General features: G+C 72.6%; 9 protein-coding genes and 2 pseudogenes. 4 read left to right on the top strand and 7 right to left on the bottom strand.

What is annotated here, in order from left to right; translation table 11 throughout:
* Window positions 1–36 precede the first annotated feature (36 nt).
* On the top strand, window positions 37–627 hold the full coding sequence (locus KV381_RS14895; protein ID WP_218785371.1) for a TetR/AcrR family transcriptional regulator: 591 nt from the start codon (window positions 37–39) through the stop codon (window positions 625–627).
* Between the two features lie 208 nt (window positions 628–835).
* Here the strand turns inward: KV381_RS14895 and KV381_RS14900 are convergent, their stop codons facing one another.
* Window positions 836–2,320: a penicillin-binding protein 2 gene (locus KV381_RS14900; RefSeq protein ID WP_030078651.1), complete on the bottom strand. Its 1,485-nt coding sequence runs from the start codon at window positions 2,318–2,320 to the stop codon at window positions 836–838.
* Window positions 2,321–2,437: 117 nt separating this feature from the next.
* Entirely contained in the window at window positions 2,438–3,283 is an 846-nt protein-coding gene (locus KV381_RS14905) for an LLM class F420-dependent oxidoreductase (protein ID WP_030078653.1), read from the bottom strand.
* Window positions 3,284–3,384: 101 nt separating this feature from the next.
* Here KV381_RS14905 and KV381_RS14910 point away from each other — a divergent pair, with 101 nt between their 5' ends.
* Window positions 3,385–4,980, top strand: a complete 1,596-nt coding sequence (locus tag KV381_RS14910; protein ID WP_373461036.1) for a CehA/McbA family metallohydrolase — start codon at window positions 3,385–3,387, stop codon at window positions 4,978–4,980.
* A 54-nt stretch (window positions 4,981–5,034) separates the two neighbouring features.
* Complete coding sequence (locus KV381_RS14915) at window positions 5,035–5,523, top strand: sel1 repeat family protein (RefSeq protein ID WP_218785372.1); 489 nt, start codon at window positions 5,035–5,037, stop codon at window positions 5,521–5,523.
* A gap of 33 nt (window positions 5,524–5,556) precedes the next feature.
* Here the strand turns inward: KV381_RS14915 and KV381_RS14920 are convergent, their stop codons facing one another.
* Entirely contained in the window at window positions 5,557–8,484 is a 2,928-nt protein-coding gene (locus KV381_RS14920) for a GNAT family N-acetyltransferase (RefSeq protein ID WP_218785373.1), read from the bottom strand.
* 123 nt (window positions 8,485–8,607) lie between these two features.
* Here KV381_RS14920 and KV381_RS14925 point away from each other — a divergent pair, with 123 nt between their 5' ends.
* Window positions 8,608–9,336 carry a siderophore-interacting protein gene (locus tag KV381_RS14925; protein ID WP_218785374.1) on the top strand — a complete coding sequence of 243 codons (729 nt, stop codon included), beginning with the start codon at window positions 8,608–8,610 and terminating at the stop codon, window positions 9,334–9,336.
* Window positions 9,337–9,450: 114 nt separating this feature from the next.
* On the opposite strand, the gene KV381_RS14930 is transcribed toward KV381_RS14925, so the two are convergent.
* The 4 genes and pseudogenes from KV381_RS14930 to KV381_RS14945 form a co-directional block, all read right to left on the bottom strand.
* Window positions 9,451–11,031, bottom strand: a complete 1,581-nt coding sequence (locus tag KV381_RS14930; RefSeq protein WP_218785375.1) for an APC family permease — start codon at window positions 11,029–11,031, stop codon at window positions 9,451–9,453.
* A 238-nt stretch (window positions 11,032–11,269) separates the two neighbouring features.
* Window positions 11,270–12,733 (bottom strand): aldehyde dehydrogenase family protein, encoded by a 1,464-nt coding sequence (locus KV381_RS14935; RefSeq protein ID WP_218785376.1) that lies wholly within the window; start codon window positions 12,731–12,733, stop codon window positions 11,270–11,272.
* A pseudogene (locus tag KV381_RS14940) lies at window positions 12,730–13,824 on the bottom strand (amidohydrolase family protein); the annotation flags it as partial. The gene KV381_RS14935 and the pseudogene KV381_RS14940, both read right to left, overlap by 4 nt.
* Window positions 13,781–14,791, bottom strand: a pseudogene (locus tag KV381_RS14945) (LLM class flavin-dependent oxidoreductase); the annotation flags it as partial. The pseudogenes KV381_RS14945 and KV381_RS14940, both read right to left, overlap by 44 nt.
* Window positions 14,792–14,823 lie beyond the last annotated feature (32 nt).

Genomic DNA, 14,823 nt, shown 5'->3' on the forward strand with positions numbered 1-14,823 from the left:
TCACGGTCCGCACTCTACACCTATAGAGTTCGGACCATGGCTGCTCCCCTCCCCGACCGCCGGGACCTGATCGCCGACACCGCCATCGCCACCGTGGCCGCCGCAGGTCTGCGCGGCCTGACCCACCGCGCGGTCGACACGGCGGCGGGGCTGCCCGCCGGCAGTACGTCGTACTACTTCCGCACGCGATCCGCCCTGATCAGCGCCTGCTACCTCCGCCTGGCCACGCTGACGGTCACCGACGTGGACCGCTGGGAGGAGCGGCACGGGGTTCCGGACCCGGACTCCGCAGCCGAGGCCCTGGCCGCGCTGCTGCACCACTGGCTGACCGAGGGACGGGACCGCCAACTGGCCCGTTTCGAGCTGAGCCTGGAGGCGACCCGCCGTCCGGAACTCCGCGCCGGCCTGGAGACCGCCGGCCGCGCCGCACGCGCCAGGGCCGCCGCCCTGCTGGCGTCGCTCGGCGCCCCCGATCCGGAACAGGCGGCGGACCTGCTCGTCGCCTGGACCGACGGCCTGCTGTACGACCGCATCGCCGGCGCCCCGGCCGCGAGCCGGCCGGCACCGGACCCGGCCGAACTGGCCCTGGTCGTCAGGCGGATGCTCACCGCTCTGCTCGCCCCCTGAGGGCTCGAGAACGCGCGGCCCTTCAGCCCGTCCGGCGTTTGAGGACGGACCCCTTGCCAGGGAGGGCGGCGCGACAGCGAGGGTCCTGGGGCACAGCGTCCTGTTGGAGGCACCCGGGCCCACCTGCACGGTTCCGTCCTCAAACGCCGGACGGGCTGGGTGGGGGCAAGGGTTCCGTCCTCAAACTCCGGACGGGCTGGGGTGGCCCCTAGTCGCCCAGCACCGCCTGCATCACGCTCTTCGCGATCGGGGCGCCCAGCCGACCGCCCGAGATGTCGGAGCGGGAGATGTCCATGTCCGTCGGGTCGATGAACACCGCGACCGCGACCGAGCGGCCGTCGTCCTTCTTGCCGTAGCTGACGAACCAGCCGTACGGCACCTCGTCGCGGACGTCCACACCGCGCTGGGCGGTGCCCGTCTTGCCGCCGACCGTGACACCGTCGATCAGGGCGCGCTGGGCGCTGCCCTCCTTCGCGGTGTGCTCCATCATCTCCTGGACCTTCTTCGCCGTCTCCGGCGAGACGGCCTGGCTCATCTCCATCGGCTCGTTCTTCTCCAGCGTGGAGAGGTCCGGGCCGCGCAGCTCGTCGACGATGTAGGGCTGCATCAGCTTGCCGTCGTTGGCCAGGGCCGCCGTGACCATCGCCATCTGCATCGGGGTGCTGGTGAGGCTGCCCTGGCCCATGCCGGTGAGGGCCGTGCCGGGCTTGTCGAGCTTCGGCGGGTACAGGCTCTTCGTGGCGAGCAGGTCGCCGAACTCCTCCGCGTACACGTCCTCGTTGAAGCCGAACTTCTCCGCCGTCTCCCGCATCCGGTCCTCGCCCAGTTCGGCGGCCGCGTCGAGGAAGACGTTGTTGCACGAGTACTGCATGGCGGTCTTCATCGACGCCTTGTTGCAGACCGCGTCACCCGCCTCGCTGCCGATCTTGTTCGAGGAGAGCGGCAGCGGGTAGGGCGAGACCGCGTCCGTCCGGGCGTCCACATCGGTGACCACGCCGTGCTCCAGCGCCGCCGCGGCCGTGAGGATCTTGAAGGTGGAGCCGGGCGGGTAGGTCTCGCGCAGCGGGCGGTTGGCCAGCGGCTTGCCCTTCTCCTTCTCCAGCGCCGTGAAGCGGTCGCTCTCCTTGAACGAGATCCCGGCGAAGACCTCCGGGTTGTACGAGGGCGTCGAGACCAGGGCCAGCACCTTGCCGGTGCCCGGGTCCAGGGCGACGACCGCGCCCCGGGCGCCCAGGTCGGTCAGCCCCTTGTAGCCGGCCTTCTGCGCCTTGGCGTCGATCGTGGTGATCACGTCGCCGCCGCGCCGGGGCTGCCCCATCAGAACGTCCTTGGCGTGCCGGAAGGCGAAGCGGTCGTCCTGGCCGCTGAGGATGCTGTCGTAGGTCCGCTCCAGCAGCGAGGTGCCGCGGGCCTGGGAGGCGTAACCGGTGACGGGTGCGTACATCGGGCCGTCCTTGGAGGTCCGGCGGAACGCGTAGTCCTTGCTGTCGGTCTCCTTCGACCCGGTGATCGCCTTGCCGCCGACGATGATGTCGCCGCGCGGGGTGGCGAAACGCTCGAACCGCACGCGGGCGTTCTTCTCGTGCTGGGCCAGTTCCTGGCGGTCGACGTGCTGGAGCCAGTTCGCCCGCAGCAGCAGGGCCAGCACCAGCAGCCCGCAGAAGATGGCTATGTGCCGCAACGGCCTGTTCATTCCACTCCCCACCCGGGCGGGCCTCCGGCCCGCGTATGCGATCCCCGATGAGTAAGGATGCCTTGTACGCGGGCACGGTTGCACCGGCGACCCCGGGCCGCCCTGCTCACGGACCGGTCAGAGGTACGCGGCGTACGCGTCCAGCGTCCGCAGGACCTCCGGTTCGGCCGCCGGGGGCAGCTGGAGCACGACCTCCTCGATGCCCAGTTCCGCGTAGTGGCCGAGCTTCCCCGGGCTGGGCAGAACCGCGTACGGCACCACCTGGAGATCCTTCGGGTCGCGCCCGGCCTCCTCCCAGGCCGCCCGCAGCTTCGGCAGCGACTCCGTGAGGCCCCCGCCGCCGATGGGCAGCCAGCCGTCCGCGTACTCCGCGATGTGCGCGAACAGCTTCGGGCCCGCCCCGCCGCCGATCAGGGTGCGCGGGCCGTTGACCGGGCCCCGGGGCCGCTGGGCCGGCTTGGGGTGCGCCTCGCTCGGCTGCACCGACCCGAACGCGCCCGCGTAACCGGTCGGCTCGTCCGCCCACAGGGCCCGCATCAGCGCCATCCGGTCCCGCCCCAGGTCCCGGCGGGTCGCCCACTCCACCCCGTGGTCGGCGGCCTCCTCGACGTTCCAGCCGTAGCCGATGCCGAGCGTGAACCGGCCGCCCGAGAGGTGGTCCAGGGTGGCCGCCTGCTTGGCCAGGTCGATCGGGTCGTGCTGGGCGACCAGCGTGATGCCGGTACCCAGCGTCAGGCGCTCGGTGACGGCGGCGGCCTGGCCGAGGGCGACGAACGGGTCCAGCGTGCGGCCGTACTCGCGGGGCAGCTCACCTCCCATCGGGTACGGCGTGCGGCGGCTCACCGGGATGTGCGTGTGCTCGGGCAGATACAGCCCGCCGAACCCCCGCTGCTCCAGCTCGCGGGCGAGCCTGACCGGGGTCACCGTCTCGTCGGTGAGGAAGATCGTGGTGGAAATCCGCATCGAAGCCACCTCCGTGGTCGTCGTCGTTCCGTACGCCGGTACGCCGTCTTGTTACGTCGTCCTTCTGTACGTCGTCCGTGCGAAGCGCCAACGTAAGCCGTATGTCGGCAGAATCCGAGACCGTGACGGCCATGAACACCGCCATGAACACCGGCATGAAGCGGCGCGGCCTCCTCGCCGCGACCGCCGCCACCGGCTTGACGTTGGCCACCGTGAGCTTCGCCCGAGCCGAGGACCGCCCCGGGTCCGGCCCCGACGGCCCGCACCGCACCCGGACCGTGCGCGGGACGCTGCCGGCCGGGGCTCCCGATTACGTATACCTGCCCGTCGAAGTACCGGACGGGGTGGCCGAGTTCGCCGTCTCGTACACCTACGACAAGCCGCCCGTGCCGCCCGGCGTCCAGGGCAACGCCCTCGACATCGGCCTCTTCGACGAACGCGGTACGGAGCTCGGCGGGCGCGGCTTCCGCGGCTGGTCGGGCGGGGCCCGCACCTCGTTCTCCGTCCGGTCCGACTCCGCGACCCCCGGCTACCTCCCCGGCCCCGTACGCCCCGGCGTCTGGCACATCGCCCTGGCCCCCTACACCGTCGCCCCCGAAGGCCTCCCGTACGAGGTGACCGTCACCCTCCGCTTCGGCCCGACGGCCCCCGCCCCCGCCCCCGTCCATCCGCCCGAGCGGGCGAAGGGGCGCGGCCGCGCCTGGTACCGGGGCGACTGCCATCTCCACTCCACGCACTCCGACGGGCGGCGCACCCCGGCCGAGATCGCCGCCGCCGCGCGGGCCGCCGGGCTCGACTTCATCAACAGCAGCGAGCACAACACCACCTCCGCGCACGCCGCGTGGGAAGGGCTGTGGGGCGACGACCTGCTGATCCTGACCGGCGAGGAGATCACCACCCGCAACGGGCACGTGCTGGCCGTCGGCACCGATCCGGGCGTCTTCGTCGACTGGCGCTACCGGGCCCGCGACCACCGCTTCGGCCGGTACGCGCGGCAGGTGCGCCGGGCCGGCGGGCTCGTCGTGCCCGCCCATCCGCACGCCACCTGCATCGGCTGCAACTGGAAGTTCGGCCTCGCGGACGCGGACGCGGTCGAGGTGTGGAACGGGCCCTGGACCCCGGACGACGAGATCGCCCTCGCGGAGTGGGACAACGCGCTGGTGGCCGCCGTACGGAACCCGGGTGGCGGCGGCGACGGGCCGGGGCGCTGGCTGCCCGCCGTGGGCAACAGCGACGCGCACCGCGAGCCCGACCGCGTGGGCCATCCGCAGACCGTCGTCCTGGCCGACGCGCTGTCGCGGCAGGACGTCCTCGCCGGCATCCGGGCCGGGCGCTCCTACCTCGCCGAGTCCGCCGCCCTGTCGCTCTCCTTCGGCGCGACGGACGGGCGCGGCCGGCACGCGGGCATCGGCGGCCGGCTGCGGGCGGCGGCGGACGCCCCGGTGACCGTACGGCTGGAGGTGACGGGCGCGGCCGCCGACTGCGCGGTGCGCCTGGTCACCGATCAGGGGCCGCTGCTGACCACCCCGCTGCCCGCGTCCGGTGCGGGCGTGGTGGAGTGGCGTACGACTCCCGCCCACGCCGCGTACGTGCGCGCCGAGGTCCGGCACGCTCCGGCCGTGCCGGGTCTGCCGGGCGCGTTCGCGGCCCTCACCAACCCGGTCTTCCTCGACACGGAGGCCGGTACGGAAGGCTGAGAACCGGGAAGGGACGGAGCACGCACGGCGGGAGCGGGACGGAGAGGAGCGGCCATGGGACCGGGACCGGGGCAGGGCCCGACCCTCGGGTTGGGGTACTTCCTGCTGCCTGCGGGCGGCGCGCTGAGCCTGACCGGAGTCTTCACCGGCAACGGCACGCTGATCAGCCTGAGCTGGATCATGTGGGTGCTCGGGATCCTGCTGATCCTGCGGAACCGCTCCCGCCGTCCGGCCGATCCGCGCGAACTCGCGGCGGCGGCCGCGGCCGGGGACGCCCGGGCGGTCCGGGGGCTGCGCACGCTCGCCCTGACCGCGCGGGCGGAGGGGCGGCCCGACACGGCCGAGCGGCTGCTGCGGCAGGCGGTGAGGGCCGGCGACGTGGAGTCGATGTGGGAGCTGGGCCGCCTGGTCGAGCAGCGCGAGGGCCTGGCGGCGGCGGAGCCGTGGTTCCGGAGGGCCGCGGAGGGCGGGCACGCCGTGGCCAAGCGGCTGTTCCGGCCGGGCGGCGCCCTGCACCCGGACGGGGCGGACCCGGCGCCGTAACGCCGTACGGTCCACCCCGTGCGAGCGGTTCCGTCACGCCAGTCCCAGCGCCGCCCTCGTCAGGAAGGCGAGCCGGGCCGTCTTCTCCGGCTTCACGATCTCCGGGCCCAGCTCGAAGCCCATCCGGACCATCCGGGCGAGGGCCCTCTCGTTGCGGGCGTCGGGCTCGACGACGACCCGCAGACGGGCCGGTTCGCCGAAGACGAAGCCGATGAACGCGGTGAGGAGGGCGTCCGTGTACCCCTTCACCGCGCCCTCGCCCTCGGCGGGCGCGATCAGCAGGTGGATGCCGATGTCACCGGGCCGCACGTCGTAGCACTCGCCGACCGGGTCGGCATCCGGCTCGTACGTCTGGAAGAGCGCGGCCGGAACCCCGTCGCGCAGGGCGAGGTAGGCGTGGTGGGTGGGGAGCGCGTCGACGAACGCGTAGATCTCCCGGACCTGTTCGCGGGTGTGGTCGCCCATGCCCCAGAAGCGGGCCCGCTCCTCGGTGACCCAGCCGTGCAGCAGACCGGCGTCGGCCGCCGGGACGACCGGGACCAGCCGGACCGTGCCGAAGCCCTCGACCTTCTGTTCGTGCACGGCGGGGCGGAGGGCGGGGGCGACGGGTTCGTCGGTGGTCACGGCGGGGTTCTCCTCGGGACGGTGCGTCGTGCGGTGCAGCAGGTTCCAGTCGGTGACCACCGGGGCGAGCGCGCCCCGGGCCCACAGGGGCGTCTGGTCGCGGTGGTGGGCGGATCCGGGGACTCCGGACGCGCCGAACGGGACCACCCAGCGGCTGTCCTCGCGGCGGGCCAGGTCCCAGACGTAGCGGGCGGCCGGGCCCCGGGCGAACAGGTCGGTGACGCCCGGGACGCTGGAGGTGGACAGCACACAGTCGTGGTCGCCCGCGAGCCCCGGCCGGACCCCGTCCGCGTCGGGTCCGTCGGGCGTGCGGTCCGGCAGCGCCTGCCAGGGCGACAGCCGGTGCAGCTCGCCCCACGGGCCGGGCGGGGTCTCATCGGCCGCCGCCGCGACCGCCTCGGCCGAGGCCGCGACCAGCGCCAACCGGTCCTCGTACGGCAGGAGTCCGGCCGAGAGCAGGCTCTCCAGGGCGTAACCGATCCGGGGCACGGCGGCGAGCCAGGGGCGGAAGAGGGCGGGGTAGGCGGCCGAGCGCCAGGGGTCGTCCGCGCCGGTGACGCCCTTCAACGCCGGGTGGCCGGCCAGCCGGTGGACGACGTCGGTGCGCAGGCGGGCGTAGAGGGTCGCGTCGGTGCTGTCCGCGTCCATGTGGCGGTCCCAGCGCAGCAGCCGGTCCCGGAGGCGGTCGGCGGCGGGCCCGAGGCCGGGGGCCCAGGCCAGCAGGGAGAGCAGCGGGCGGGAGGAGGCGAGGCGGGTGTCGGTGTGGACGTCGGCCTGGGCGTCCGGGGTCCAGCCGGTGTCCTCGCCGAGCAGCTCCCGTATCCGGCGGGCCCGGTGCGGGGGCGCGAACTCGACGCCGAGCGGGGCGGCGAGGCCGCGCTCGTTGGCCATGACGGCGATCCCGTCGGAGCCGTCCACGGCGGTACGGGGCAGGGGGACGGCCTCGCCCTCGCGCCAGGCGTACGCGGGGTCCTCGGCCGGGACGATCCGCAGCCGGTTGACGTACGGGCGCACCGGGACGTGTCCGGCGACCCGGTGCAGGGTGGACCCGGCGGTGTCGGCGGCCAGCACCACGTTGACGGGTTCGGCCCAGCGGTCGAGGGCGGTGTCGAGGTCGGCGACCGTACGGGCCCGGAGCAGCGCGGGCAGCACGTCGAAGCCGAGCTCGCCGGTGACGCGGGGCGGGTAGCGGAGGCTGATGAAGGTGTCACGGGCGGGCTCACCGGGCTCGGGGCGGGCGCCGTCGGCGGGTTCCCCGCTCCCGGCACGGGTGCCTTCGGCAGGCCCCCCGCCCCCGGGACCGCTTCCGATGATCACCGGCCCCCGGTCCGTCTCGATCACCTCGACCGGCTCCGGGGCCGCGCCCGCCACCTCGATCGTCTCGGTGTGGGTGTGGGCGCGGTACCAGCCGTCCGGGCCGAGCGCCTCGACCCCGCCGTCCGGGGTGCGGCGCAGCTGCTCCCGGTAGAGGTCCTGGTAGTCGGCCATGGCGTTGGTGATCGCCCAGGCGACATGGCCGGTGTGCCCGAAGTGGGCGATGCCGGGGATGCCCGGGACCGCGAGGCCGACGACGTCGAACTCGGGGCAGGCGAGGCGGATCTGCTGGTAGACGCCGGGGTCCTCGATGAAACGGTGCGGGTCGCCCGCGACGATCGGGGCTCCGGTGGCGGTGCGGGCGCCGGTGAGCAGCCAGCCGTTGCTGCCCGCCGTGCCGGGGCCGTCGGTGGCGAAGAGGGTCGTCCGGTCCGCGCCGAGCCGGCGGGCGACCTCCTCGCGCCAGAGCTTGGTCGGGAACCCCGCGAACAGGATGTGCGTGGAGAGCCAGACGCCGAGCGGGGTCCAGGGCTCCCAGCGGCCGGGGGCCAGGCCCACCGCGGCGAACTCGGGTGCGTGGGCGGCCCCTTCGGCGAGGCCTTCGTTGACGCCGTCGACGTACGCCCGGACCCAGGCGGCGGTCTCCGGCGCGAGCCGGTCGTAGCAGCGGCGGGCGGTGTCGGCGATCCGGGCCCGCCGGACGAACCGGTCCCAGTCGACGGCTTCGGCGCCGAGGTGGGACGCGGAGGTGCCGAGCACCCGGTGCCGCTCGGTCTCCAGTTGCCAGGCCCGGTCTAGGGCGGTGACACGGCCCTGGGCGCGGGCCAGCGCGAGCGCGTCGGCGGCCCGCAGATGCGGGATCCCCCAGTCGTCGCGGAACACCTCGAAGGCGTCACCCGCCCCTGGGCCAGGCCTCTCACCGTCCCACGCACCCGGCCCCTCACCGGGTCCCCCGCTGGATCTCTCACCGGGTATCCCGCTGGATCTCTCGCCCGGTCTCTCGCTGTCGACGTCGGAGGTCATCGCCCGCCCATCCCCATTTCCGGTGCTTTTCAGCCACTCCCCAGCCCCCAAAATTTAGGTTAGCCTAACCAAAGTGACCCTTTGGGCAGTGGGCCGGGGCGCCGGGGCGAGGCAGGAGACACCGTGGGGCATGGCTGGGAAGGCGTCGTTCTCAAACTGTTCCGGGGGCGCGATTTCACGTTCACGGTGACCGGCGTGGAGCAGGTGACGGACCGCTTCCGCCGGGTGCACGTGACCGACGGCGGGCTGCTCGCCGCGACCGGCGGGGCCCATCCGACGATGTGGGTGCGGCTCTGGTTCGAGAAGGACGGCAAACCGCATCAGCGCGCCTACACCCTGGTCGACCCGGACCCGGAGGCCGGCACCTTCAGCCTGGAGTTCGCCCTGCACGAAGGGGCCGCGTGCGCCTGGGCGCGGGAGGCGAAGGCCGGCGACACGATCGACGCGACACTCCAGGGCACCGGCTTCACCCTGCCCGACCCGGCGCCCTCGCGGCTCTTCGTGATCGGTGACGCGGCGGCGCTGCCCGCGATCAACTCCCTGCTGGACGCGGTCCCGTCGACCCCGGCGACGGTCTGGTTCGAGACCGCGCACGAGGAGGACCGGAAACTGCCGTTCCGCCTCGACGAGGCCCACCACACCCTGCACCACGTGGAGCGCCGCGAGGCGGGCGGGCAGCTCGTCACCGAGGTGAAGGCGGCCCTGCCGGCCCTGCTGGGCGACGACCACTCCGACGCGTACGTCTGGGTCGCCTGCGACACGTCGACCACCCGGACCCTGTCGGCGTACCTCCGCAAGGAGTTGGGCCTGCCCAAGGACCGCGTGAACGCGCTGGGCTACTGGCGGCCGTAGCCGACGGCATCACCCACGAAGGGCTCCGGCACCCGCCGGGGCCCTTACGCGTCCGTGGGCCGAAGCGCCCCGCACAGCAGCACCCCGCCGAGCCCGGCGCCGTACCGGCGCCCCTCAGTCCCGGACCACCAGCGCCGGGGTCTCCTTCGTCAGGACCTCGCCCCGGAAGAACGCCGGGCTGCGGCGCTCCATCGCGATCATCAGGACCAGGCCGAGGAGCAGCAGACCCACCCCGATGACGAACACCGAGCCGACGCCGAACACCGAGGAGCCGGAGCCGTACGCCGGGTCCCACATGTCGTAGAGGGTCTTGGCGAAGACGGCGGCGAGCAGGATGCCGCCGGCCACCGGGAAGAGGCCCTTGAAGACCAGGTCGCGGGCGGAGCGGGTCAGTTCGGCCCTGAAGTACCAGGCGCAGGCGAAGGCGGTCAGCGCGTAGTAGAAGCAGATCATGAGGCCGAGCGCGTAGATGGTGTCGACCAGGACGTGCTCACTGACCAGGGTCATCACGGTGTAGAAGACGCCGGTGCCGATGCCGGCCGTGACCGTGGCCCGGCCGGGCGTCTTGAAGCGGGGGTGGACCTTGGCGTACGAGGCCGGCATCGCCTCGTACGCGGACATCGCGAGCACCGTGCGGGCGACCGGGATGAACGTGGTCTGGAGGCTGGCGGCGGCCGAGGCGAGGACCGCGAGGAAGAGCAGGACGCCGAGGCCGGGGCCCATCACCGGTCCGGCGAGGGCGGCGAAGACGTTGTCGGAGGTGTCCGGGTTGGCGAGGCCGAGCCCGGAGGTGCCGGAGCCGACGGCCATCTGGGCGGCGATGCCGGTGGCGAGGTAGGAGCCGACCAGGACGACCATCGCGATGAGGGCCGCGCGGCCGGGGGTCTTCTCGCTGCCGGTGGTCTCCTCGTTGGCGGTCAGACAGGCGTCCCAGCCCCAGAACATGAAGATGGAGAGGGAGAGTCCGGCGGTGAAGGCGGCGAAGGACTGGACGGCGAAGGGGTTCAGCCAGGACCAGGAGAAGTCGAGCGAGGACGCGAACTCCGGTCCGCCGCTGCTGGCCTTGCTCAGGGCCATCGTCACGAACAGCGCGAGGACGACCAGTTGCAGCCCGACCAGGGCGTACTGGATGCCCTTGGTGGCGGTCATGCCCCGGTAGCTGATCGCGGTGGCGACGGCGATGAGGGCGAGGCAGGTGATGATGTGGACGGGCTTGCTGTCGTCCAGGGCGGCGACCGAAGCGCTGCCGGTGATCTCACCCGCCAGCAGCCAGAAGTACGAGGTGGCGACGCCCGCCAGGTTGGACAGCACGATGATCGTCGCGATGACGAGGCCCCAGCCGCACATCCAGCCGAGGCGCGGGCCGAACGCCTTCACCGTCCAGGTGAATGAGGTGCCGCAGTCGGGCATCGCCTTGTTCAGCTCGCGGTAGGCGAAGGCCACGAGCAGCATCGGCAGGAACCCGGCCAGGAAGACGGCGGGCATCTGTACGCCGACCTCGCCGGCGGTGGAGCCGAGGGTGGAGGTCAGGCAGTAGACGGGGGCGACGGTGGAGACGCCGATGACGGCACTGCCCATGAGGCCGACGGAGTTCCCGCCGAGCCCCTTGCTCCGTACACCGCCGTCACCGCCGTCGGCCGGGGCGCTTCCCCGTACCGTGTCTCCGGCCCGTGGCCGCGCGTCCAGCTGAGTCATGGGAAGGACGCTATGCGCTGCGATATCCATATCCGGAAGGTGAGACTCCCGTGTCTCACCCTTGGATATACCAGCTGAATCCCCGTGAACACTTCCTCAATTCAAGGCCACACTCGCGTGAAACCTTGCAATAGATGACGCTCGACCGAGCGTGACCACGTACGGTAATCGCAGCGCTGTCCGTTTTATATAGGTTCAAAATTTTCCCGCGGTGCCCGGACCACGACCCCGCGGCGTCTCAGCCGGGCCAGACGATCGCCTGCGTCTCGCTGTACGCGTGCAGCGCGTACGAGCCCACGTCCCGCCCCACCCCGCTCTTCTTGAACCCGCCGAACGGGGCCTCCATGTTCCGCCCGACCGTGTTGACGCCGACCCCGCCCGCCCGCAGCCGTCGGGCGATCCGGAAGGCCCGGGCCACGTCGCCGGACCACACGTAGTCGATGAGGCCGTAGTCGCTGTCGTCGGCCAGCGCGACGGCCTCCTCCTCGTCGTCGAACGGGACGACCACGACGACCGGGCCGAAGATCTCCTCGCGCACGACCCGCATGTCGTGCGTGCAGTCGGCCAGGAGGGTCGGGGCCACGTAGAAGCCCCGGTCGAGGTGGCCGGGGCGGACGCCGCCGGTGACGACCCGCGCGCCCTCCTTCCGGCCCAGCTCCACGTACGCCTCGACGCGGTCGCGGTGGGCGGCGGAGATGACCGGGCCGACCACGGTGGACCGGTCGGCCGGGTCGCCGACGGGGAGCCGGTTCGCGTACGCGGCGAGCGCCGCGATCAGCTCGTCCTGGCGGGACCGATGGACCAGGACGCGGGTCGGAGCCGTACAGATCTGTCCGCTGTAGAAGGAGAAGGTCGTGCCGATGCCCGCGACCGCGGAGTCCAGGTCCGCGTCGTCGAGGACGATCGCCGCCCCCTTGCCGCCCAGCTCCATCAGCTGCCGCTTCGTGCCGCGCCCGCACACCTCCGCGATGCGCTGCCCGACCGCGGTGGAGCCGGTGAAGCTGACCATGTCGACGTCCCGCGAGTCGACGGCGGCCTCACCGGACGATGCGCCCGACCCGGTGACCACGTTCACCACGCCCGGCGGAACGCCCGCCTCCGCGAGGGCGGCGGCCATCCGGAAGACGGAGAGCGGGTCCTGCGGGGCGGGCTTCACCACGACCGTGTTGCCCATCGCGAGCGCGGGCGCGACCTTGCCCGCCGGGTTGGCCCAGGGGTTGTTGTACGAGGTGATGCAGGTGACCACGCCGACCGGCCGACGGACGGCCAGCGCCCCGAAGACCCCGGCCTTTCCCATCGGCCCGGCCTCGTTGATCTGCGGCGCGACGGCCTCCTCGACCGGCTCCAGCGCGCCTTTCGCGTACCGCCGGAAGCGGGCGATGCCCACCCCCACCTGCATTCCCCGGGCGGTGGAGGCGGTGGCTCCGCTCTCCCGCCGGGCGATCTCGGCGTGGGCGAGGAAGTCCCGCTGAATGATGTCCGCCGTACGGTCCAGGATCGCGGCGCGCTCCTCGGGCCGGGTCCGCGACCAGGCCGGGAAGGCCGCTTTCGCCGCCGCCGCGGCCTCGTACACCTGGGCCCGGCTCGCCTCGGGAGCGAGGCCGACGACCTCCTCGGTGGCGGGGTCGATCACCTCGTAGTGCCCGTCGGCGGGCTCGGTCCACTCGCCGCCGATGAACAGCCGCTCGGGTGCGGGGCTCACGCCGTACTCACCGTCCGGGTGTCACGGCCCGAGCGCAGCACCGTCCCCGGCACCGCTCCCGTCACCTTGTCGTCGCGCAGGGTCTCGACGCCGTTGACGCGTACGGAGACGATCCCGATGGCCTTGGAGTCCAGGCGCGGGCTGTCCCCGGGCAGGTCGTGGACGAGGGTGGCGGGGCCGGCGTCGATGCGCTCGGGGTCGAAGAGGACGAGGTCGGCGTGGAAGCCCTCCTCGATCCGGCCGCGTTCGCGCAGCCCGAAGAGCCGGGCGGGGTCGTCGGTGAGCATGCGGACGGCGGTGGTGAGCGGCACGAGCTTCCGCCCGCGCAGACAGTCGCCGAGGAAGCGGGTGGTGTACGGGGCCCCGCACATCCGGTCCAGGTGCGCGCCCGCGTCGGAGCCGCCGAGCATGACGTCCTCGTGCTCCCAGGTGCGCTGCCGCAGCGCCCAGGAGTCCGGGTCGTTGTCGGTGGGCATCGGCCACAGCACCGTACGCAGGCCGTCGGCGGCGCAGATCTCGACCAGGCAGTGGAAGGCGTCCTGGCCGCGTTCGGCCGCGATGTCATCGACGACCCGCCCGCTGAGCCCTTCGTTGGCGGCGCTGTAGGTGTCCCCGATGACGTACCGGCCGAAGTTCGCGAGCCGCCGGAAGACCCCGGCCTCCTTGCTGTCGGCGCGGCGCAGCATCTCCGCGCGGGTGGCGGGGTCCCGGAGCCGTTCGATCCGCTCGGGGACGGGGAGGGCGAGGATCTCGCCCCAGCCGGGGATGAGGTTGAGGGCGCAGAAGGTGCCGAGGGACATGTTCATCGGGGTGAGGATCGGCATCGTGAGGGCGACGATCCGGCCCCCGGCCGCGCGGGCGCGTTCGCTCGGTATCAGCTGGCGCGGTACGCGTTCGGGGACGGCGGCGTCGATGGTGAGGACGTTCCAGTTGAGCGGGCGTCCGGCGGCGGCGGTCATGTCGACGAAGAGGTCGATCTCCTCGTCGGAGAACTGGTCCAGGCACCCGGCGACGATCGCCTCCAGCTGTGTCCCCTCGTGCTCGCCGACCGCCCGGGAGAGGGCGAGCAGTTCCTCGGAGGGAGCGTGCCTCCCACCGCCGGCACTGCTTCAGCACCTCGTCGGGATCACCGCAGATCATCAGCTCCTCCGCGATGAGCAGTTCGACGATCTCCTCGGTGTACTCCGGCAGCAGCTGCGGCCACTCCGGAATCCCCTCCGGCCGCGGAAACGTGTCGTGGTAGCGGAACAGCAGCGACTGGAGGTAGTTCAGCCCGCCGCCCACCGCGATCTCCACCGCCTTGGCGTGCGTCTCGGCGCAGATCGCCGTGGACGTCACCATCACGTTGTCGTTGACGAACGCCCCCACCGGCTCGGCGTCCTTGACCGCGTTCTTGTAGGACTCGACGACCCACTCCATGTCGGAGACCTTCTGCACGCTGAAGCCCAGCACGCCGAGCCCCTTCCTGCCCGCCATGGCGTACGAGGACGGCGACCCGGCCGCGTACCACATGGCCGGGTGCGCACCCCCGTACGGCTTCGGCAGGATCTTGCGCGGCGGCAGCGACCAGTGCTTGCCCTGGAAGCCCGCGTACTCGTCCTGGAGCCACATCTTGGGGAACTCGGCGATCGTCTCCTCCCACAGCTCCTTCGTGTGGTTCATGTCGGTGATGCCCGGCATGAACCCGAGGATCTCGTGGCTGCCCGCACCCCGCCCGGTGCCGAACTCGAAGCGCCCTTCGGAGAGGTGGTCGAGCATCGCGACCTTCTCGGCGACCTTCACCGGGTGGTTGACCGGCGCGAGCGGATTGAAGATGCCGGAGCCGAGGTGGATGCGCTCGGTGGCGTGCGCGAGGTAGCCGAGGTACACGTCGTTGGCGGAGAGGTGCGAGTACTCCTCCAGGAAGTGGTGCTCGGAGGCCCAGGCGTACTTGAAGCCGGACTTGTCCGCCTGGATGACGTACTCGGTCTCCTCGATCAGCGCCTTGTGCTCTGCCTCGGGGTCCACCTTGGCACGCGCGGCGGGCACGTACCCCTGAACAAAGAGCCCGAATTCCACGGAGGTTCACCGTCCTCAAGTTTTCCCGACGA

The organism is Streptomyces sp. WY228, assembly GCF_019287315.1.
In the GTDB taxonomy this organism is placed as follows: domain Bacteria; phylum Actinomycetota; class Actinomycetes; order Streptomycetales; family Streptomycetaceae; genus Streptomyces; species Streptomyces caviscabies.